This window comes from Oceanicola sp. 22II-s10i, assembly GCF_002210105.1.
Lineage (GTDB): Bacteria > Pseudomonadota > Alphaproteobacteria > Rhodobacterales > Rhodobacteraceae > Pseudooceanicola.
Window position 1 is genome coordinate 1,426,434 of record NZ_AQQU01000001.1, and the last position, 18,523, is coordinate 1,444,956.

At 64.8% G+C, this 18,523-nt stretch carries 20 protein-coding genes; 11 read left to right on the forward strand and 9 right to left on the reverse strand.

Going from position 1 to position 18,523, the window contains the following annotated elements; translation table 11 throughout:
• The 3 genes from ATO6_RS07115 to ATO6_RS07125 all read right to left on the reverse strand — a co-directional run bounded on the left by ATO6_RS07115 (position 1) and on the right by ATO6_RS07125 (position 3,551).
• Positions 1 to 261: a hypothetical protein gene (locus ATO6_RS07115; RefSeq protein WP_088623192.1), complete on the reverse strand. Its 261-nt coding sequence runs from the start codon at positions 259 to 261 to the stop codon at positions 1 to 3.
• A gap of 495 nt (positions 262 to 756) precedes the next feature.
• Positions 757 to 1,467, reverse strand: a complete 711-nt coding sequence (locus ATO6_RS24785; RefSeq protein ID WP_141101947.1) for a hypothetical protein — start codon at positions 1,465 to 1,467, stop codon at positions 757 to 759.
• 398 nt (positions 1,468 to 1,865) lie between these two features.
• Positions 1,866 to 3,551: an acyl-CoA dehydrogenase family protein gene (locus ATO6_RS07125; RefSeq protein ID WP_088623194.1), complete on the reverse strand. Its 1,686-nt coding sequence runs from the start codon at positions 3,549 to 3,551 to the stop codon at positions 1,866 to 1,868.
• A gap of 146 nt (positions 3,552 to 3,697) precedes the next feature.
• Here ATO6_RS07125 and ATO6_RS07130 point away from each other — a divergent pair, with 146 nt between their 5' ends.
• Positions 3,698 to 4,465 (forward strand): sulfite exporter TauE/SafE family protein, encoded by a 768-nt coding sequence (locus ATO6_RS07130; RefSeq protein WP_088623195.1) that lies wholly within the window; start codon positions 3,698 to 3,700, stop codon positions 4,463 to 4,465.
• 66 nt (positions 4,466 to 4,531) lie between these two features.
• On the opposite strand, the gene ATO6_RS07135 is transcribed toward ATO6_RS07130, so the two are convergent.
• Entirely contained in the window at positions 4,532 to 4,987 is a 456-nt protein-coding gene (locus ATO6_RS07135) for a DUF3859 domain-containing protein (protein WP_176440852.1), read from the reverse strand.
• 77 nt (positions 4,988 to 5,064) lie between these two features.
• Entirely contained in the window at positions 5,065 to 6,663 is a 1,599-nt protein-coding gene (locus ATO6_RS07140; RefSeq protein ID WP_088623197.1) for a phosphoenolpyruvate carboxykinase, read from the reverse strand.
• Between the two features lie 343 nt (positions 6,664 to 7,006).
• On the opposite strand from ATO6_RS07140, the gene ATO6_RS07145 reads away from it, so the two are divergent.
• From ATO6_RS07145 to ATO6_RS07175, 7 genes are all read left to right on the forward strand, one after another.
• Positions 7,007 to 7,708 carry a response regulator transcription factor gene (locus ATO6_RS07145; protein ID WP_088623198.1) on the forward strand — a complete coding sequence of 234 codons (702 nt, stop codon included), beginning with the start codon at positions 7,007 to 7,009 and terminating at the stop codon, positions 7,706 to 7,708.
• Positions 7,709 to 9,427: a sensor histidine kinase gene (locus ATO6_RS07150; RefSeq protein WP_088623199.1), complete on the forward strand. Its 1,719-nt coding sequence runs from the start codon at positions 7,709 to 7,711 to the stop codon at positions 9,425 to 9,427. It begins immediately after the preceding gene.
• A gap of 4 nt (positions 9,428 to 9,431) precedes the next feature.
• Positions 9,432 to 9,881: an HPr kinase/phosphorylase gene (locus ATO6_RS07155; RefSeq protein ID WP_088623200.1), complete on the forward strand. Its 450-nt coding sequence runs from the start codon at positions 9,432 to 9,434 to the stop codon at positions 9,879 to 9,881.
• A 25-nt stretch (positions 9,882 to 9,906) separates the two neighbouring features.
• Complete coding sequence (rapZ, locus tag ATO6_RS07160) at positions 9,907 to 10,794, forward strand: RNase adapter RapZ (protein WP_088623446.1); 888 nt, start codon at positions 9,907 to 9,909, stop codon at positions 10,792 to 10,794.
• 29 nt (positions 10,795 to 10,823) lie between these two features.
• Positions 10,824 to 11,219 (forward strand): PTS sugar transporter subunit IIA, encoded by a 396-nt coding sequence (locus ATO6_RS07165; protein ID WP_088623201.1) that lies wholly within the window; start codon positions 10,824 to 10,826, stop codon positions 11,217 to 11,219.
• Positions 11,220 to 11,236: 17 nt separating this feature from the next.
• Complete coding sequence (locus tag ATO6_RS07170; protein ID WP_088623202.1) at positions 11,237 to 11,515, forward strand: HPr family phosphocarrier protein; 279 nt, start codon at positions 11,237 to 11,239, stop codon at positions 11,513 to 11,515.
• 63 nt (positions 11,516 to 11,578) lie between these two features.
• Positions 11,579 to 12,442 carry a lysophospholipid acyltransferase family protein gene (locus ATO6_RS07175; protein WP_088623447.1) on the forward strand — a complete coding sequence of 288 codons (864 nt, stop codon included), beginning with the start codon at positions 11,579 to 11,581 and terminating at the stop codon, positions 12,440 to 12,442.
• On the opposite strand, the gene ATO6_RS07180 is transcribed toward ATO6_RS07175, so the two are convergent.
• The 3 genes from ATO6_RS07180 to ATO6_RS07190 are packed head-to-tail and all read right to left on the reverse strand — an operon-like array spanning position 12,439 to position 15,006.
• Entirely contained in the window at positions 12,439 to 13,773 is a 1,335-nt protein-coding gene (locus ATO6_RS07180) for an 8-oxoguanine deaminase (protein ID WP_088623203.1), read from the reverse strand. The two genes, ATO6_RS07175 and ATO6_RS07180, sit on opposite strands and share 4 nt — an antisense overlap.
• Positions 13,770 to 14,585, reverse strand: a complete 816-nt coding sequence (gene hisN / locus ATO6_RS07185) for a histidinol-phosphatase (protein ID WP_088623204.1) — start codon at positions 14,583 to 14,585, stop codon at positions 13,770 to 13,772. Before hisN ends, ATO6_RS07180 begins: the two co-directional genes overlap by 4 nt.
• Before the next feature lie 52 nt (positions 14,586 to 14,637).
• On the reverse strand, positions 14,638 to 15,006 hold the full coding sequence (locus tag ATO6_RS07190; RefSeq protein WP_088623205.1) for a helix-turn-helix domain-containing protein: 369 nt from the start codon (positions 15,004 to 15,006) through the stop codon (positions 14,638 to 14,640).
• 332 nt (positions 15,007 to 15,338) lie between these two features.
• Here ATO6_RS07190 and ATO6_RS07195 point away from each other — a divergent pair, with 332 nt between their 5' ends.
• Complete coding sequence (locus ATO6_RS07195; protein WP_088623206.1) at positions 15,339 to 16,295, forward strand: NADPH:quinone oxidoreductase family protein; 957 nt, start codon at positions 15,339 to 15,341, stop codon at positions 16,293 to 16,295.
• On the opposite strand, the gene ATO6_RS07200 is transcribed toward ATO6_RS07195, so the two are convergent.
• The gene (locus tag ATO6_RS07200) at positions 16,285 to 17,181 is read right to left on the reverse strand and encodes a LysR family transcriptional regulator (protein WP_088623448.1); all 897 of its coding nucleotides are present in this window, start codon (positions 17,179 to 17,181) and stop codon (positions 16,285 to 16,287) included. The two genes, ATO6_RS07195 and ATO6_RS07200, sit on opposite strands and share 11 nt — an antisense overlap.
• A gap of 126 nt (positions 17,182 to 17,307) precedes the next feature.
• Here ATO6_RS07200 and ATO6_RS07205 point away from each other — a divergent pair, with 126 nt between their 5' ends.
• Both ATO6_RS07205 and ATO6_RS07210 read left to right on the forward strand, forming a co-directional pair.
• Positions 17,308 to 17,529 carry a DUF1127 domain-containing protein gene (locus tag ATO6_RS07205; protein WP_088623207.1) on the forward strand — a complete coding sequence of 74 codons (222 nt, stop codon included), beginning with the start codon at positions 17,308 to 17,310 and terminating at the stop codon, positions 17,527 to 17,529.
• A gap of 175 nt (positions 17,530 to 17,704) precedes the next feature.
• Positions 17,705 to 18,442, forward strand: a complete 738-nt coding sequence (locus tag ATO6_RS07210) for a Bax inhibitor-1/YccA family protein (RefSeq protein WP_088623208.1) — start codon at positions 17,705 to 17,707, stop codon at positions 18,440 to 18,442.
• Positions 18,443 to 18,523 lie beyond the last annotated feature (81 nt).

Genomic DNA, 18,523 nt, shown 5'->3' on the forward strand with positions numbered 1-18,523 from the left:
TCAGGCCTTTGTGTCGCTGTCGTCGTCGGTGCCGTGCACGTCGAGATCGCGGTAGTTGCCGGGGTCGTAATCGTCGGGGTCGAAGGCATCTTCGGCCTCGGCGATGCCGGTCACGTGTGTCGTCCCGGTTTCCTCGTTGTAGACGAGGCCATAGGTCGCGCGACCGTCGGACTTGTAGCGTTTGTATTCGTGGATGCCGGCATAGAGGAACGCCAGCGCGAACGGCGTCAGGATGACGGCGGCAATCATCTGGGGTGGCATGGGCGTGCTCCCTTCTCGGTCTCCTTCATGCGGACCTTTGATCCCGTTGCGGCCTGTCGGGCGCGGGGGCTGTCCGTCTGCGGGTCGGGTTGGGTGTACCCTTCACGTGGTGCGAAACCGGCTGGTGTCAAACATGCAGGGGAGTGTGGCTTGTGGGGCTGCTGCTGGCAATGGTGCGGTTTGGGTGGTTCGGGATGTGGAGGTGGGGATCCGGTTGGGGGCGGCGCACCGAATGGGTCCGCTCTTTGCGGTCGGTCGTGCGGCAAGTGATTTACGAGGAAATGCAAAGTGGTCCTAAGCGCGATGACTACTCCGAGCCTGGATCGACCAAGACGCTCTTGGGAGACTTTGCTGGTGCCGCATGGGCGGTCGTCGCTTCCGGCCATGAGCCGCCGTTCGCCTGGGAAGCTGCAGATGATCGGTCTCAGCCCAAAGCGCAAAAGGTTAGACCGAAATGCAAAGTCCGGTTCCCGTTCTCAAGTGCGTGCCTAGATCTTAAATATCGTCAATCATTTTATCGACCACATCGTAGCCAAGGTATCCGTCAATCGGACTCCACCCTGAGAAAATTTGATATATGAAGCTGCACAACGGCTTAGATTCGTCGTAGCCGGGAGAAGAGTATCTTAGCCGGAGTAATACCAGCTCGAGGCGCTTGAAGAAGTCAAAAAGATTCTGATCATCTATAGTTTGATTGTGCAGCACGAATTCGATTTGCCTCGCTAGAATTTCTAGGTTCAGAACTATGTCCTGAAATTCCGGCGTATCGTCACTCATCTGATTTTCAAACGCGTAGAAGCCTTCATCTGCCTCGCGTCCGCCAGAGAATGATTCTTTAAAGCCTTCCACGGATAGCAGCTTGTTAATAGTGTCTGGACTTGCGTCGAGATCAGTTCTGCCGCCTTTCATGCTTGCGAAAACAACAGAATATAGAATGTCCTCTTTTAAACTTAAGTACATCTTCGCGAGATTGTTTTTAATTATGCGTCGCTTTCTCCGCTCTGGTTCGTAAACAACTAGCCAATAAAAAAAGAACGAGACAAGCCCTCCGGAGAGCATGCTGGTTGCCAGGGGAACAACATCATCCCACCAAGGAGGCTTGGAAAGTGCTGATAAATCAATTCCCAAAAGGCCTGCGAAAAGTAAAGCGTTAAGCATCAGCCAAAGGGATACCTTGCCGAAGGGCTTTCGCGCCTTATATTTCATACTCATTGCTCTTGTGAACTTCTTCAAAAAACATTTAAAATTGGTTGAGGTTAGGCTGCAATATGGGGGTGCTTTGTCCGGGATTCAACGGCCAGTGAAGACTAACTACCAGAATGAGTATAACCCGGTTTCTTGGTATGGCGGTCATTCATGCGATTCACTGGCAACTACCGCTCTCCGTCCATTCTGCCGATAGCTTTCGCGGGTGCGGCATACACCGAGCAGACGCCGCAAATTGCAGTTGGGTCTGCCGTGCCGACGTCCACCAAAACCAGCCCCGAGGCTTAGCTTAGACGCTCAAGTCCGATAACCGGCCTGCCCGCAACTCCGGCCCAAAACCTTGCTATGAAAAAGGCCGCCCCCTCGGGGACGGCCCAACCGTTTCCCTGCGATCAGCCTCACCCCAGCAGACGGCGGGCGATCACCTGCGCCTGGATCTCCGCGGCGCCTTCGAAAATGTTCAGGATACGCGCGTCGCAGAGCACGCGGCTGACCGTGTATTCCAGCGCGAAGCCGTTGCCGCCGTGGATCTGCAGCGCGTTGTCTGCCGAGGCCCATGCCACGCGGGCGCCGAGCAACTTGGCCATGCCGGCCTCCAGATCGCAGCGGCGGTCGTTGTCCTTCTCGTAGGCCGAGAAGTAGGTCAGCTGACGGGCGATCATGATCTCGACCGCCATCATCGCCAGCTTGCCGGACACGCGCGGGAAGTTGACCAGCGCCTTGCCGAAGGCCTTGCGGTCGAGCGCATACTGCATCCCGAGGTCCAGCGCGCACTGCGCCACGCCGATGGCGCGGGCGGCGGTCTGGATGCGGGCGCTTTCGAAGGTCTGCATCAATTGCTTGAAGCCCTGACCCTCGACCCCGCCGAGCAGGTTCTCGCCCTTGACGTGGAAGTTGTCGAAGCCGAGCTCGTATTCCTTCATCCCGCGGTAGCCCAGCACCTCGATCTCGCCGCCGGTCATGCCTTCGGTGGGGAAGGGCGCCTCGTCCGTGCCGGGGGTCTTTTCCGCCAGGAACATCGACAGGCCGGTGTGGTCCTTGGTTTCCGGGTTGGTGCGCGCCAGCAGGGTCATCACGTGGGTGCGGGCGGCGTGGGTGATCCAGGTCTTGTTGCCGGTCACCTTGTAATCGCCGTTCTCGTCCTTGACCGCGCGGGTGCGCAGCGCGGCGAGGTCGGAGCCGGTGTTCGGCTCGGTGAAGACGGCGGTCGGGAGGATCTCGCCGGCGGCGATCTTGGGCAGCCAGTGGCTCTTCTGCTCGTCGGTGCCGCCGCAGAGGATCAGCTCGGCCGCGATCTCGGACCGGGTGGCGAGCGAGCCGACACCGATATAGCCGCGCGACAGTTCCTCGGAGACGACGACCATCGACGCCTTGGACAGGCCGAAGCCGCCGAGGTTCTCCGGGATCGTCAGGCCGAAGACGCCCATCTCGGACAGCTCACCGATCACCGACAGCGGGATCAGTTCGTCCTTGAGGTGCCATTCATGCGCATAGGGTTCGACCTTGTCGACCGCGTAGCGGCGGAACTGGTCGCGGATCATCTCGAGCTCTTCGTCGAGGCCCGAGGCGCCGAACATCGTCGCGCCCTGCTGGTCGACCATCAGCTCGGCCAGGCGCGAGCGGGCGGACTGGGTGTTGCCGCCCTGGGTCAGGGTCATCACCGCGTCGGTCATCAGGGCGCGCTGGTCGTCCTGCGACAGGCCGAGGTCCTGCAGGCGGACGATCTCGTTCTGCGACATCTGGATGCCGCCATACATCTGCCAGAGGTATTCGCCGAAGGCGATCTGGTGGAGCAGCTGTTCCAGCTCGCCGAAACTGCCGGCGGCGTCGAGCTTCTCGGCCCATTTCTGCATCTGGCGCAGGGATTCGACATAGGTGGCCAGCCACGCGAGGCCGTGCGTCGCGGTCTGGTTCGCCTCGACCGCGCGGGCCGAGATGCGGCCGTTTTCGCTGAGCGCGTCCTTGAGCACGGCGATGGCGCGGTCCAGCACCGCCTCGGCGGGGGCGATGGCGGCGCCGGTCAGCGCGAGAAGATCGGGAAGAAGCGCCGGGCGCGTCGTCAGGTCCTGTCCGTCGTGGGCCATGAATCTCACCTTTCACTGTTCGGATCGGGCATAGCCATTTCGCAGGTGCAGCGCAACGAATATGCCCGCGACACAGGGCCCGCTTGCCGTTTGTTGCGTCACAAATTTCGCTGGCAGAGAGCGGGTGCCGGGCGTAGAGGCAGGGAATGGATACGATCTTTTCGCTGATGTCGCCGGGCGTCTTCGCGCTCTGTCTGGGAATCGCGGTCTTTGCCGGCGTGATCAAGGGGATGGTGGGCTTCGCCATGCCGATGATCCTCGTGTCCGGCCTCGGCTCCATCGTCGGGCCGGAACTTGCGCTGGCGGGGCTGATCCTGCCGACGCTGCTGACCAACGGCTGGCAGGCGATGCGGCAGGGCTGGCGCGCGGCGTGGGACAGCGTGAAACGGTTCCGCCTGTTCCTGATCGTGGGCTTCGTGGCGCTGATGATCTCGGCCCAGCTGGTGCGGGTGATGCCGGAACGGCTGATGCTGGCGCTGATCGGGGTGCCGATCACGATCTTCGCGGCGATGCAGCTTGCGGGCGTGCCGCTCCGGGTGCCGAGCGCGTCGCGTAGGGTGGAGTTCAGCGTGGCGGCCTTCGCCGGTTTCATCGGCGGATTCTCGGGCGTCTGGGGGCCGCCGACGGTGGCCTACCTGACCGCGCTCGACACGGGCAAGACGGAGCAGCTGCGCATACAGGGCGTGATCTATGGCCTTGGCGCGGTGGCGCTGTTCTTCGCACATATCGCGTCGGGCGTGGTCCGGACCGAGACGCTGCCGTTTTCCTTCGCGCTTCTGGTTCCGGCGATGGTCGGGATGTGGATCGGGCTGAAGCTGCATGACCGGGCCGATCAGGCGACCTTCCGCAAGCTGACGCTGATGGTGCTGGCGGTGGCGGGCGTGAACCTGTTGCGCCGGGCGATCTTCGCCTGACCCGCGCTCATCGCGCCCTGACGCGCGCGCCTCGCGAGGTGCGCCGTCAGGCGGGAAGAGCGGCCCCTAGCTGAGCAGTGACGGCCCTTCGCAGAGCTTGGTCGAGATCGGACTCTGTTCCTTGGGCACCACGTGGAAGTCGCGGCTGAGCAGGATTTCCCCGTCCACCTCGATCGCCAGCGTCCATGTGCCGTACTGGATCTCGTAGTCGTCGTCGAAATCGAACTGCGTCATCGACGAGACGTCGCTTTCCACGGTGATGGAATAGCTCTCGCGCGTCACCGGCGGATTGCCGAAGGGCGGATGGGTGATGATGACCCGGCCCATCCGGACGCCATGCCCGTCCTCGAACCGGAACCGCATGCCGAAGCCGAGGCCCAGTTCGCCGGGCACCACATCGGTCTGGAAATCGACGCGCGGATCGCCCTGGATCAGGTCGATGAAGCCGCGTTCGGTATCCGGTGCCTCGACCCGGCCGGTGGCCTCGTCAGGACAGTAGACGCCGAATTCCTCGAGGATCATCGGCGATTTGACGAGATTGCCGGCCGCGCTTGGCAGCGGGCCGGCAATCAGGAGTATCAGGAGCGCGGAACGCAGCATCAGCCGATGGCGGCCGCTTTCACGTCCTCGTCGATATAGGGGACGTATTTCTCGAAGTTGGCCGAGAACATCTGCACCAGCTTCTGCGCCTGCTTGTCGTAGGCCGCCGGGTCCGCCCAGGTCTGGCGCGGGTCCAGAAGCTGGGTGTCGACGCCGTTCACCGCGACCGGCACGTCGAAGCCGAAGTTCGGATCCTTGCGGAACTCGGCCTCGTTCAGCGAACCGTCGAGCGCTGCGGTCAGCAGGGCGCGGGTGGCCTTGATCGGCATCCGCTTGCCGGTGCCGTAGGCACCGCCGGTCCAGCCGGTGTTCACCAGCCAGCAGGTCGCCCCGTGCTTGGCGATCTTTTCCTGCAGCAGCTTGCCGTAGACCTCGGGGCGGCGGGGCATGAAGGGCGCGCCGAAGCAGGTCGAGAAGGTCGGCTCCGGCTCGACCACGCCACGCTCGGTGCCGGGGGTCTTGGAGGTGAAGCCCGAAAGGAAGTGGTACATCGCCTGAGCCGGCGTCAGCCGCGCGATCGGGGGCAGAACGCCGTAGGCGTCGCAGGTCAGCAGCACCACGTTCTTGGGGTGCCCGCCGAGCGCGGTGTCCGACGCGTTCGAGATCGCCTCGAGCGGGTAGGCGCAGCGCATGTTCTCGGTCAGCGAGCTGTCCTTGAAGTCCAGTTCGAAGGTCTCGGGGTCGTAGACCATGTTCTCGATCACGGTGCCGAACATCGAGCAGGTGGCGTAGATTTCCGGCTCTGCCTCGGCGCTCAGGTTGATCGTCTTGGCATAGCAGCCGCCTTCGAAGTTGAAGGTGCCGCGGTCGGACCAGCCATGCTCGTCGTCGCCGATCAGCGTGCGGTTCGGGTCGGCGGACAGGGTCGTCTTGCCGGTGCCCGACAGGCCGAAGAAGATCGCGGTGTCGACCGGGTTGCCGTGCGCATGGTTGGCCGAGCAGTGCATCGGCATGATGCCCTGTTCCGGCAGCAGGTAGTTCAGCAGGGTGAACACGGATTTCTTGTTCTCGCCCGCGTATTCGGTGCCGCCGATCAGGATCAGCTTGCGGTCGAAGTTCAGCGCGATGACCGTGTCGGTGCGGCAGTTGTGACGCTCCGGGTTGGCCTTGAAGGACGGGCAGTTGATGATCGTGAAATCGGCCACGTAGTCGGCCAGCGCCTCGGCCTCGGGCCGGCGCAGCAGGTGGCGGATGAACAGGTTGTGCCAGGCCAGTTCCGACACGACGCGGACGTTGATGGCGTAGGCCGGGTCGGCACCGCCGATCAGGTCCTGGACGTAATAGTCGCCGCCCTTCATGTGGGCGAGCATGTCCTCGTAGAGCGCGTCAAAGCCCTCGGGCGACATGGCGGCGTTGTTGTCCCACCAGATCTTGTCTTCGACCGAGGCAGTGCGCACGACGTGTTTGTCCTTGGGCGAACGGCCGGTGTACTTGCCGGTGGTCACGAGGAACGCGCCGCCCTTGCCGAGCGTGCCTTCGCCCTTCTTGAGCGCGGCTTCGACGAGCGCGGGCTCCTTGAGGTTGTAATAGACATGGCCAAGCCCTTCGATCCCCTGATCTTCCAGCTTGAACTTCGGGTTCACCCGTCCAAATGCCATATACCAATGCTCCTCATGTCCGCGCCGGGGGCGCGTCGTTGGTCCTTGATCGGCCAGCAGTAAAAGGGTCTGCCGGGCCGAGTGGGCGCGTCTTAGCACGTCGCCCGCGGGATGTAACAGGACGGTTTTACACAGTTAGCGCAACCAAGTCGGGTTTAACGCAAACACCCGCCGACGCGGCGTCGGCGGCGTTCCGATTTAAACGCGCGGTAAGACATTTTCGCCACATTTTGGCCAGCTTTCCGGCGCTGATTCGCGTTTGGGTATTGATCGGCAAGGACAAATGTGCGGATAGTCTTGGAAAAACATAACAAATATAGAGCAGCACGAAGGAATTCGGGACATGTCGAAGATCGCCCTTGTGGACGATGACAGGAATATCCTGACGTCGGTCGCGATGACGCTTGAGGCCGAAGGCTTCGATGTCGAGACGTATAACGACGGTCAGGCCGCCCTTGACGCATTCAACAAGAAGCTGCCGGACATGGCGGTTCTGGACATCAAGATGCCCCGCATGGACGGCATGGACCTGCTCCAGCGCCTGCGGCAGAAGACCTCGATGCCGGTCATCTTCCTGACCTCCAAGGACGACGAGATCGACGAGGTCCTCGGCCTGCGGATGGGGGCGGACGACTATGTGAAAAAGCCGTTCAGCCAGCGCCTGCTGGTGGAGCGGATTCGCGCCCTGCTGCGCCGTCAGGACGCGGTCGCGGGCGAGGTCGTCGGCGACACCGAGGACACCAAGGTGATGGAGCGCGGGCAGCTGCGCATGGACCCGCTGCGCCATTCCGTGGCGTGGAAGGGCAAGGACGTGTCGCTGACCGTGACCGAGTTCCTGCTTCTGCAGGCGCTCGCGCAGCGCCCCGGTTTCGTGAAGAGCCGGGACCAGCTGATGGACGTGGCCTATGACGACCAGGTCTATGTCGACGACCGCACCATCGACAGCCACATCAAGCGACTGCGCAAGAAGATGCGGAGCGTGGATCCGGAATTCTCCGCGATTGAGACGCTTTACGGCATCGGCTACAGATACAACGAAGAGTAAATGGCTCTCGTCGAGGGGATCAGCTTGCGCGACAATGCGCCTGACAGGAGCGGCGATGTCGTCCTCGGCGACGACTTCGTCGCGCCGAATGCCATCGTCGAGGAAGAGCTGCGCGCTCACCGTGAGCGTCGCGGCTTCTTCTCGCTCAAACAGTCGCCGCTGACGCGCAAGATCATCATCTTCAACCTGATCGCGCTGAACGTCCTCGTCGCCGGTATCCTCTATCTCAATGCGTCGCGTGACAGTCTCGCGCTGCAGCGCGCGAATGCGCTGGCCGCACAGGCCGAACTGGTCTCGGACGTGTTCGAGGCGCAGTTGCCCGCGCGCGGCTCGGTCAACGTGGCGACCGGTGACGGCGTCAACGTCGGCACCACCCTTGCCGGTCTGGACCTGCGCGAGGGGCTGGAGCTCTACGTTTTCGACAATACGGGCGGTCTGGTCGGCAAGGCGACCGGCACCGGGTTCGAGGGCGCCGCGGCGCAGGCGGAACCGGCCGGACGCACGATCATCACCGATTTCCTGTCGGGCCTGTGGAACGGGGCGGCTGCCCTGTTCTCGTCGGGCCGGCGCGAGGTCACGCCGGTTCCGGTGGTGGACCAGCTGCGCAGCATCGCGGCCGACAACCCCGCGACTCCCAGCCAGATCACCCAGGGCAAGGGCGAGGACGGCGCGTTCTTTGCGGTCACTTCTCCGGTCCTGCAGAACGGCCAGGCCATCGCCACCGTCGCGCTGGTCTCCGGCTCGGGCGAGATCGACGCGATGGTCCGCAGCGAGCGGGAACGCGTGCTGCAGATGTTCGTCATCGCGACGCTCGTCTCGATCGGCCTCAGCCTCGTGCTGGCCTCGACCATCGCGAACCCGCTGGCCGACCTGGCCGCCGCCGCCGAGATCGGGCGCGACCGCGACCGGGGCAAGGTGTCGCCGTCCCGCGTGCGTATTCCCGACCTGACCGCCCGCCCGGACGAGATCGGGCGCCTGTCCGGCGCACTCCGGGGCATGGTTTCGGCGCTCTACGAACGGATCGACGCGAACGAACAGTTCGCCGCCGACGTGGCGCATGAGATCAAGAACCCGCTCGCCTCGCTGCGTTCCGCCGTCGGCTCGCTGCGCATGGTGAAGAAGGAAGAACATCGCGAAAAGCTGCTGGACGTCATCGAACACGATGTGCGGCGGCTGGATCGGCTGGTCAGCGACATCTCCAACGCCTCGCGGCTCGATTCCGAGCTGGTAAAGGAAGAGGAAGAGCAGTTCGATCTGCTCAACATGCTGACGAACCTGAACGAATACCTCGGCCAGCAGGCGTCCGAGAAGGGTATCGACTTCATCTCGGACCTGCCCAAGGGCCGGATCGAGATGCGCGGGCTCGAGGCGCGGCTGGCGCAGGTCTTCGTGAACCTGATCACCAACGCCATCTCGTTTTGCGAGGATGGCGACGCGATCCGGGTCTGGGCCCGCCGCCGCGAGAACCGCGTGCTGATCGTGGTCGAGGACACCGGGCCGGGCATCCCCGACCAGTCGCTGACCAAGGTTTTCAAACGGTTCTACTCGCACCGTCCCGAAAACGATTTCGGCAACAACTCGGGCCTCGGGCTTGCGATCTCCAAGCAGATCGTCGAGGCGCATGGCGGCGTGATCTGGGCCGAGAACATCCGCCCCACCGACGCCGACATCACGTCCGAACCGCTCGGCGCCCGTTTCGTGGTCGGTCTGCCGGTCTGATCCGGTGGACGACCCCGACCCTGCCTCTTCAGACGACAGACCGCTCAGGCTGCATGCCAGCGCCGTCGCCTACGAAGGCCGCGGCGTCCTGATCCTCGGCCGCTCCGGCGCGGGGAAATCCGCGCTGGCGCTGGAGCTGATGGCGCGGGGCGCGCGGCTGGTCAGCGACGACCAGACCGAGCTGGCGCGGCAGGGCGACACGGTGATCGCCACCGCGCCCGAGGCAATCCGGGGCCGGATAGAAGCGCGCCACGTGGGCATTCTGCATGCCGAGGCGGCCGGCCCGACCCTGATCGCGCTGGTGGTTGACCTTGACGTGACGGAAGCACAGCGGCTCCCGCCGCGCCGCAGCACGATTCTGCTGGGATGCCCGGTTCCGTTGCTTCACAATGTCGACAGACCCCATTTCCCGGCCTCGATTCTTCAATATCTGAAGGCTGGCAGAGCCGATTGACCCGAACCCTTTGCCCGCGCCGCTGATGTCCGACATGCACCCCAACCCCCGCCTCGTCCTGGTCACCGGCCCGTCCGGCGCCGGACGCTCGACGGCGATACGGGCGCTCGAGGATCAGGGCTACGAGGCGATCGACAACCTGCCCCTCTCGCTGGTGCCGCGCCTGATCGAAGGGCCGCAGACCGGGCGGCCCATGGCGCTCGGGATCGACGTGCGGAATCGCGACTTCTCTGCCAATGCGCTGATCGAGTTGATCGACACCTATGGCGTGCGGGGCGATCCCCCGCTCGAGGTGCTGTATCTCGACTGCCGCCCCGACGTGCTGCTGCAGCGCTTTTCCGAAACCCGCCGCCGCCATCCGCTGGCGCGCGAGGAAAGCCCGGGGCTGGGGATCGACCGGGAAAACGACCTGCTGCAGCCGATCCGCGTGCGCGCCGACATGCTGATCGACACCTCTGACCTGACGCCGCATGACCTGCGGGCGGAACTGGACCGCTGGTTCTCGACCTCCAAGGGGCAGCGGCTCGCGGTTTCGGTGCACAGCTTCAGCTACAAGCGCGGGGTGCCGCGGGGGCTGGACCTGATGTTCGACACCCGGTTCCTGCGCAATCCCTACTGGGACCCGACACTGCGCGGGGCGGACGGGACCGATGCGCAGGTTCAGGACTATGTCCGCGCGGACCCCCGGTTCACGGCATTCTTCGACAAGATCCTCGACCTGTGCGACATGCTGCTGCCGGCCTACGTGGCCGAGGGCAAGGCGCATCTGGCAATCGGGTTCGGCTGCACCGGCGGGCAACACCGTTCTGTTACCCTGACGGAAGAGCTGGCCAAGGCTCTTGCACAGCATGGCTGGCAAGTGTCAATTAGACACCGGGAGCTGGAGCGCCGCCAAGGCGCCACAGGCACCTAGTGCCGCCCCATAAGGAAGGACATCCGGGCTTGATCGGCATCGTCATCGTCGCCCACGGGGGGCTTGCCAGGGAATACCTGGCCGCGATGGAACACGTCGTGGGAACGCAGGACGGTGTCCGTGCGATTGCCATCGAACCGACCCATGACCGTCTGGGCAAGCAGCGCGAGATCTGCGCGGCGGCCGATTCCGTCGACACCGGCGACGGCGTTGTGGTCGTGACCGACATGTTCGGCGGGTCGCCCTCCAACCTGTCGCTGCTGGCCTGCCAGCCGGACAACCGGCGGATCCTCTACGGGGCCAACCTGCCCCTGCTCATCAAACTGGCGAAGTCGCGCCACATGGCCTTGTCCGATGCGGTCCGGGCTGCGACAGATGCGGGACGCAAGTATATCGACAGCCAGAACGTAAGCCGGCACGGCTGAAGAAGGGGCAGGGACCGATGGGGGACAGGATCACCCGCACGCTCAAGATCGTGAATGAGAAGGGCCTGCACGCGCGGGCCTCGGCCAAGCTGGTCGAGGTGGTCGAAGGCTTCGATGCCCGTGCCGAGGTGCGCTGCAACGGCGAGACGGCACCGGGCGACAGCATCATGGGGCTCTTGATGTTGGCGGCCTCGAAAGGTTCAATGATCGAGGTCGAAACCTCGGGCCCCGATGCGGAGCCGCTCGCCGATGCGCTTCAGGCGCTGGTGGCCGACCGCTTCGGCGAAGACATGTAGCACCGCCCCGAGGGGCGCGCGGAAACGGGAACGGATTTGGTGGACGGCACGCAGCAGGAGCACATGACGGCGGCCTCGCAAGCGGGTGGCGCTGTCAAATACGACCGCCGCAGCCTGACCTATTCCAACAGCTTCGATGATCCGTTCAAGCGCAACGTCATCCGCGCGATGGAGTGGATGACCGGCAAGCTGACCATCCTGCGACTGATCCGGGAATTCGAGCGCCGCGGCTCGCCGGGCGGGGAACGGTTCTGGGCGGAATGCCTGGACGTCATGGGGATCGAGATCCAGACCCCGGCCGAGCAGATCGCCAACATTCCCGAAAAGGGTCCGGTGGTGGTCGTGGCCAACCACCCGCACGGCATGGTCGACGGCATGGTGCTGGGTGACCTGATCCGCCGCCGCCGTCTGGACTACCGCATCCTGACCCGCACCGTGCTGACCGGCATCGACGAGGTCGCGTCGGGGTTTCTGATTCCGGTGCCCTTCCCGCACGAGGCCGACTCGCAGCGCAAGTCGGTCGAGATGCGGGCGCGGGCGATGACCCATCTCAAGGCCGGGGGCGTCGTCGGGCTGTTCCCCTCGGGCGTGGTCGCATCGTCCGAGACGATGTTCGGGCCCGCGGTTGAGGCGGAGTGGAACGTCTTTACTGCCCAGCTGATCCGCCGGTCCGGTGCGCAGGTGGTGCCGATCTGTTTCCGCGGGTCGAATTCGCGCTGGTATCAGATCGCCAACCAGATCTCGGCCACGCTGCGGCAGGGTCTGCTGCTGCACGAGATCGTGCATGCCGTGAACAAGCCGCAGGCCCCTGTGATCGGTGCTCCGATCCCTGAGGAGCGGCTGCGCCTGCTGGACAAGGATCCGCGCGGGTTCATGAACTGGCTGCGCGGCCACACGCTGGCGCTTGGCGCGGCGGAGCGGGCCTAGCCGGCCAGCGCGCGGGCGAGGGCGTTCTGACGCTCGACGACGCGGGGCAGGTCGACCGTCGTGATCTGGCCATCGCGCACCACCTGCCGCCCTTCGACGAACAGGTCCCGCACCTTGGTCGGCCCCGTAAGCAGCAGGGCGGCCGGATCCCAGCTTCCCGCGCTTTCGATGCCGGAGACATCCCAGACCGCGACGTCCGCGCGGGCGCCTGTTTCGATCCGGCCGCAGTCCGGGCGGCCTAGCACCTCGGCCCCGCCGCGTGTCGCGATTTCCAGCGCCTCGCGGGCGGACATGGCATCGGCCCCGTGCGACACCCGTTGCAGCAGCATCGCCTGCCGGGCCTCGGCGATCAGGTTGCCCGCGTCGTTCGAGGCCGAACCGTCGACGCCCAGCCCGACCCGCGCGCCGGCGTCCCGCATGGCGCGAACCGGCGCGATGCCGGACCCGAGGCGGCAGTTGGAGCAGGGGCAGTGCGCGATGCCGGTCCGGGTGCGGGCGAACAGGTCGATTTCCTGCCCGTCCAGCCGGACGCAGTGCGCATGCCAGACGTCCGCGCCGGTCCAGCCGAGGTCTTCGGCATACTGGCCGGGGCGGCAGCCGAAATTGGCCAGCGAATAGGCGACGTCCTCGTCGTTCTCGGCCAGATGGGTGTGCAGCATCACGCCCTTGTCACGGGCCAGCGCCGCCGCCTCGCGCATCAGGTCGCGGCTGACCGAGAAGGGCGAGCAGGGCGCGACGCCGACACGGACCATCGCGCCGGGGCGCGGGTCGTGATGGGCGTCGATGACCCGGATGCAGTCCTCGAGGATCGCCGCCTCGGGCTCGACAAGGCTGTCCGGGGGCAGGCCGCCCGCGCTTTCGCCGATGCTCATCGCGCCGCGCGTGGGGTGAAAACGCAGGCCGATTTCCATGGCCGCCGCGATGGTGTCGTCCAGCCGGGCGCCGTTCGGGAAGACATAGCAATGATCCGAGGTCAGCGAGCAGCCCGACAGCGCCAGTTCGGCCAACCCGGTCTGGGCCGAGCTGAAGTGTTCCTCGGGGCCGAAGCGCTCCCAGATCGGATAGAGCGTCCGCAGCCAGCCGAACAGCAGCGCGTCCTGACCGCCAGGCACCGCGCGGGTCAGCGTCTGGTAGAGGTGGTGGTGGGTGTTCACGAGACCGGGCGTGACCACGCAGCCCGACGCGTTCACGACCTCGCCCATGGTCGACAGGGCCACGCCGATCTCGGCGATCTGGCCGTTCTGTATCAGGATGTCGGCCCCGGCCAGTTCGCGGCGGCCGTCATCCATCGTCAGGATGTGGTCGGCGCCGCGAATGAGGAGCTCGGTCATGCCTCCTCCGCGATGATCGGCGCCAGCAGGTCGAGCGCCGCGCGGTGGATCGCCGGATTCGCGGCGGCGATGATGCGGCCGCCCTGATGCGCAGGGCCGCCGGTCCAGTCGGTGGCGACGCCGCCCGCCGCCTCGATCACTGCGATCGGGGCCTGAACGTCATAGGCATGCAGCCCGGCCTCGATCACGAGGTCGATCTGACCGGCGGCGACGAGGGCGTAGGCATAGCAGTCGGTCCCGTAGCGCACGAGGCGGACGCGGTCGGCGACGGCCCGGAACGCGGCGGCTTCGCGGCAGCTGCCGATCTCGGGGAAGGTGGTGAAGAGGATCGCATCCTCCAGCCGCTCGGTCCGGCGGGTCGCAAGCGCGCGCTTGCCGAGCGGGCCGGTCATCGCCGCTTCGCCGTAGCCGCCCCAGAACCGTTCGCCGGTATAAGGCTGGTCGATGATGCCGAAGGCCGGGCCGCTGTCGGGCCCCACGGCGATCAGCACACCCCACGTCGGCGTGCCCGACATGAAGCCGCGCGTGCCGTCGATCGGGTCCAGCACCCAGGTCAGTCCGCTGGTGCCTTCGCTGCGGCCGTACTCTTCCCCAAGTATAGCGTCCTGGGGTCTGCGGGCCGCCAGAACCTCCCGCATCGCACGCTCGGCGGCGCGGTCGGCCACGGTCACAGGGTCGAAACGCTCTGTTTCTTTGCTTTCAGCAGTCAAACCCCCGGTTGTGCGAAAATGTGGCAGAATCTGGGCACCCGCCGCGTCCGCCAGGGCGTTCGCGGTGGCCATGATGTCGCGAATCTCGTCTTGACCGGGCATGTGCGGCACCTCTTCCAGAATGACCGAGGGCTACCGCAGGCTGACCCCTTACTCAAGCGACGTCGCTGAGGACCCGTGCCAGTTCAAAGAGCCGGCGCCGCTGGTTTTCCGGGATCGCATAGTAAGAGCGGATCAGGTCCAGCGCTTCCTTGTCGCCCATCAGGTCAGCCGGGACATTCACGGTTTCCCGCGCCTCGGCATCGCTGTCCAGCCCTTCAAAGAAAAAGCTGATCGGAACATCCAGGGCATCGGCAATATCCCAGAGTCTGGAAGCACTTATCCGGTTCGCACCGGTTTCGTACTTCTGGATCTGCTGAAACTTAATACCCACTCGCTCTGCCAATTGCTGCTGGGTCATGCCTACAAGCCAACGACGGTGCCGGACTCTCTTTCCGACATGCACGTCTACCGGGTGGGTCATTCGCGCGGCTCCTTCAAATCTCATTCTCATAAGACACAGTCTGCCCCCGGCAATGAGTGCAGGCTGGTCCAAACATTGTTTTTGTAACGCCGCGCATCCCTACAGCGCTCAGCCACGATAGCAGTTATTCCTATTGGATCAAGGCTGTCGCCAATGGGTTCCGACCGGCCGGACGTTTGAAACGGCCGTAAACGATGACTTTACGCAACGTCACGGATTTTCCGCATTTCGCCATTCGCTTGCCACAGTCCCGTCCCCGGCTCGCTGTGTTTGACAGGTGAATGGACGGGCGACTATCCAAGACGCTCGGACCGACGGGCAGGGGGAACGCGATGCGCGCCATGGTTGTGAATGAAATCGGCCGGGCGGCGGAGCTGATCGAGGTTCCGGTGCCGCGCCCGGTGGCGGGCCGCACGCTGGTGCGGGTTCATGCCTGCGGCCTGAACTTTGCCGATCTGCTGATGACCGAAGGCAAGTACCAGGAGACACCCGAACCGCCCTTCACGCTCGGCATGGAAATCTCGGGCGTGGTCAAGGAAGCGGACCCGGCGGGTGGCCCCGCCGTCGGCACCCGCGTCGCCGCGTATGGCGGGTATGGCGGTCTGGCCGAGTTCGGGGCCTTTCCGACCGACCGGCTCGTGGAACTGCCCGAGGGCATGAGCCACGAAGACGCCGCCGCCCTGCAGATCGCTTACGGCACCAGTCACGTGGCACTGGACCACAAGGCGCGGCTGATGCCCGGTGAGACGCTGCTGGTCCTGGGGGCTGCGGGTGGTGTCGGCCTGACGGCGGTCGAGATCGGCAAGCTGATGGGGGCCCGTGTCATCGCCTGCGCACGCGGCGCGGACAAGCTGGAGGCCGCGAAGGCCGCCGGGGCGGACCACCTGATCGACGCCCGTACCGAGGACATCCGCGAGACGGTCAAGGCGCTCGGCGGCGCCGACGTGGTCTATGACCCGGTGGGGGGCGAGCAGTTCGACGCGGCCTTCCGCGCGCTGCGGCCCGAGGGGCGGATGCTGGTGATCGGCTTCGCCAGCGGCACCGTGCCCGAGGTGCGCGCCAATCACATGCTGGTCAAGAACGTCGACGTGCTGGGCTTCTACTGGGGCGGCTACCTGAAGTTCCGGCCCGAGGTCGTGACCCGCTCGCTCGCCCAGCTTCTGGCCTGGCACGCCGAGGGCCGGATCAAGCCGCATATCAGCAACGTCCTGCCCCTCGACCGCGCGGCCGAAGGGCTGGCCCTGCTGCGCGACCGCAAATCAACCGGAAAGGTGGTCATCACCCCCTGAGGCGGCGGCTGTCGGTCAGGGGCAGGATGTTGCCGTCGATGCCGGTGTAGGCGTTGCGCAGGATCTCGGTCAGCCGCTCCACCACCTCGCCTGCGCCGCGATCCTGGTGATAGAGGCAGATCTTCTGGCTGCCGAGTTCCGGCAGATCGCCGTTGTGGTGAATGCGCTCCAGCTGCAGCGGCTCCGTCCCTTCGATCATCGCCCCGATGGCGAGATCGGCCGAGATCGTCGCCTCGACCGTCCGGTCCTGCTGGGTCTCGACCGCGCTTTCCCAGTCGATGCCTGCGGCCTCGAGCGCCCGGATCGCCCCGGCGCGGAAGATACAGGTCTTGGCCGAGGCATAGCGGATCGGCCTCTGCCGCCAGGCATTGCCCGACGGCGCGCCGATCCAGCAGAGCGGGCGTTCGTCCAGCACTTCGGCCTCGGGGTCCGGGTTGCTTTCGGTCGTCAGGATGACGTCGATCTCGCCCCGCCCGAAGTCCGCCTTGAGCCCGGAGGTATAGGACGACACCAGATGCACCTTCATGCGCGGAAACTCCGCGTTGAAGCGCTGGAGCACGCGGGGGATCACCGGATAGACGATGTCATGCGGCACCCCGATCGTGACCTCGCCCTCGAACACGCGGCTGGTCAGGCGCGACATCGCCTCGTCATTGAGTTCGACGATCCGGCGGGCATAGCCGAGCAACTGTTCACCGGACGGGGTCAGGGCAATACGCCGGTTGGTCCGGTCGAACAGCGCGACGTCCAGCGTTTCCTCCAGCCGTTTCAACTGCATCGAGACGGCAGACTGGGTGAAATTCAGAAGCCCCGCGGCACGGGTCACGCCGCCATGGTCGGCAACGGCCACGAAAGAGCGGAGGGCGGTCATGTCGAGATTTCGCATATCATCACCGTTGTTGATGTGATCGGCCAAAAACATTCATTTTCAATTATGATCACATAGGTCCATATGCATCAACAGAAATCATGAAGACCAAAATGTTCATCAAATTCAGGAAAGGATGAGAACATGACCACCCTCACGTCTCGCCGCTCCGGTTACGCTCCCGCCGGACAGCGCCCCGCCTCGCTGATTGGACGCGCCCTCTCGCTGCTCGGCCTGCACCAGAGCCGCCAGTGCCTGTCGCGCCTCGACGATGCGCTGCTGCGCGACATCGGCATCAGCCGCGAAGACGCGCACAAAGAAGCCCGCCGCCCGATCTGGGACGTGCCGACCAACTGGCGCGCATGACCGCCGAGCCCGGACCACAGGGACCCCGAAAAGGGCCCGATCTGGAAACAAACTGAACCGCGCCCCATCCGGGCGCGGTTTTGCTTTGGGAAACTCTTGAAAAGATGACTGGCGTTCCCGATATTCGATCCGACGCCCCACGTCCGGGGTGTGGATAGTCCAAACGGAGGAAGGAATGGCACAATTCGACACGATCCGTCAGGGGGCCGGTGCACGGACCGCTGCGATCGACGAGGGCCTGCGCGCCCACATGAACAAGGTCTACGGGACGATGTCCGTCGGCATGCTGCTGACGTTCCTCGTCGCATGGGCCGTCGGGTCGAATGATGCGCTGCTGTCCATCTTCCGCGACCCGGCCACGCTGCAGCCGAACATCCTCGGCTGGATCGTGATGTTCGCCCCGCTCGCCATGGTCTTCGGCTTCGGCGCGGCGATCAACCGCCTTTCCGCCGCCGGCGCACAGCTGTTCTTCTACGCCTTCGCGGCGGTGATGGGCCTGTCGCTGTCCTGGATCTTCGTGGCCTTCACCGGCTTCTCGATCGCTCAGGTGTTCCTCGTGACCGCCATCGCCTTCGCAGGCCTGTCGCTCTGGGGCTACACCACGAAAAAGGACATCTCCGGCTGGGGCGCGTTCCTGATCATGGGCGTGATCGGCATCCTCGTGGCGTCGATCGTCAACATCTTCCTCGGCTCGCCGGCGCTGATGTTCGCGATCTCGATCCTCGGCGTGCTGATCTTCGCGGGCCTGACCGCCTACGACACGCAGAACATCAAGAACACCTACCTCGCGCATGCCGCGCACGGGGATACGGAGTGGCTGGGCAAGGCCGCCATCATGGGCGCGCTGAACCTCTACCTCGACTTCATCAACATGTTCATGTTCCTGCTGCAGCTGTTCGGCAACCGCGAATAAGCCGCACCTGACGGACCAAATGGAAACCCCCGCCATCGGCGGGGGTTTTCGTTTGCGGTGGTCTCTGAGGGTGAGGGGCTC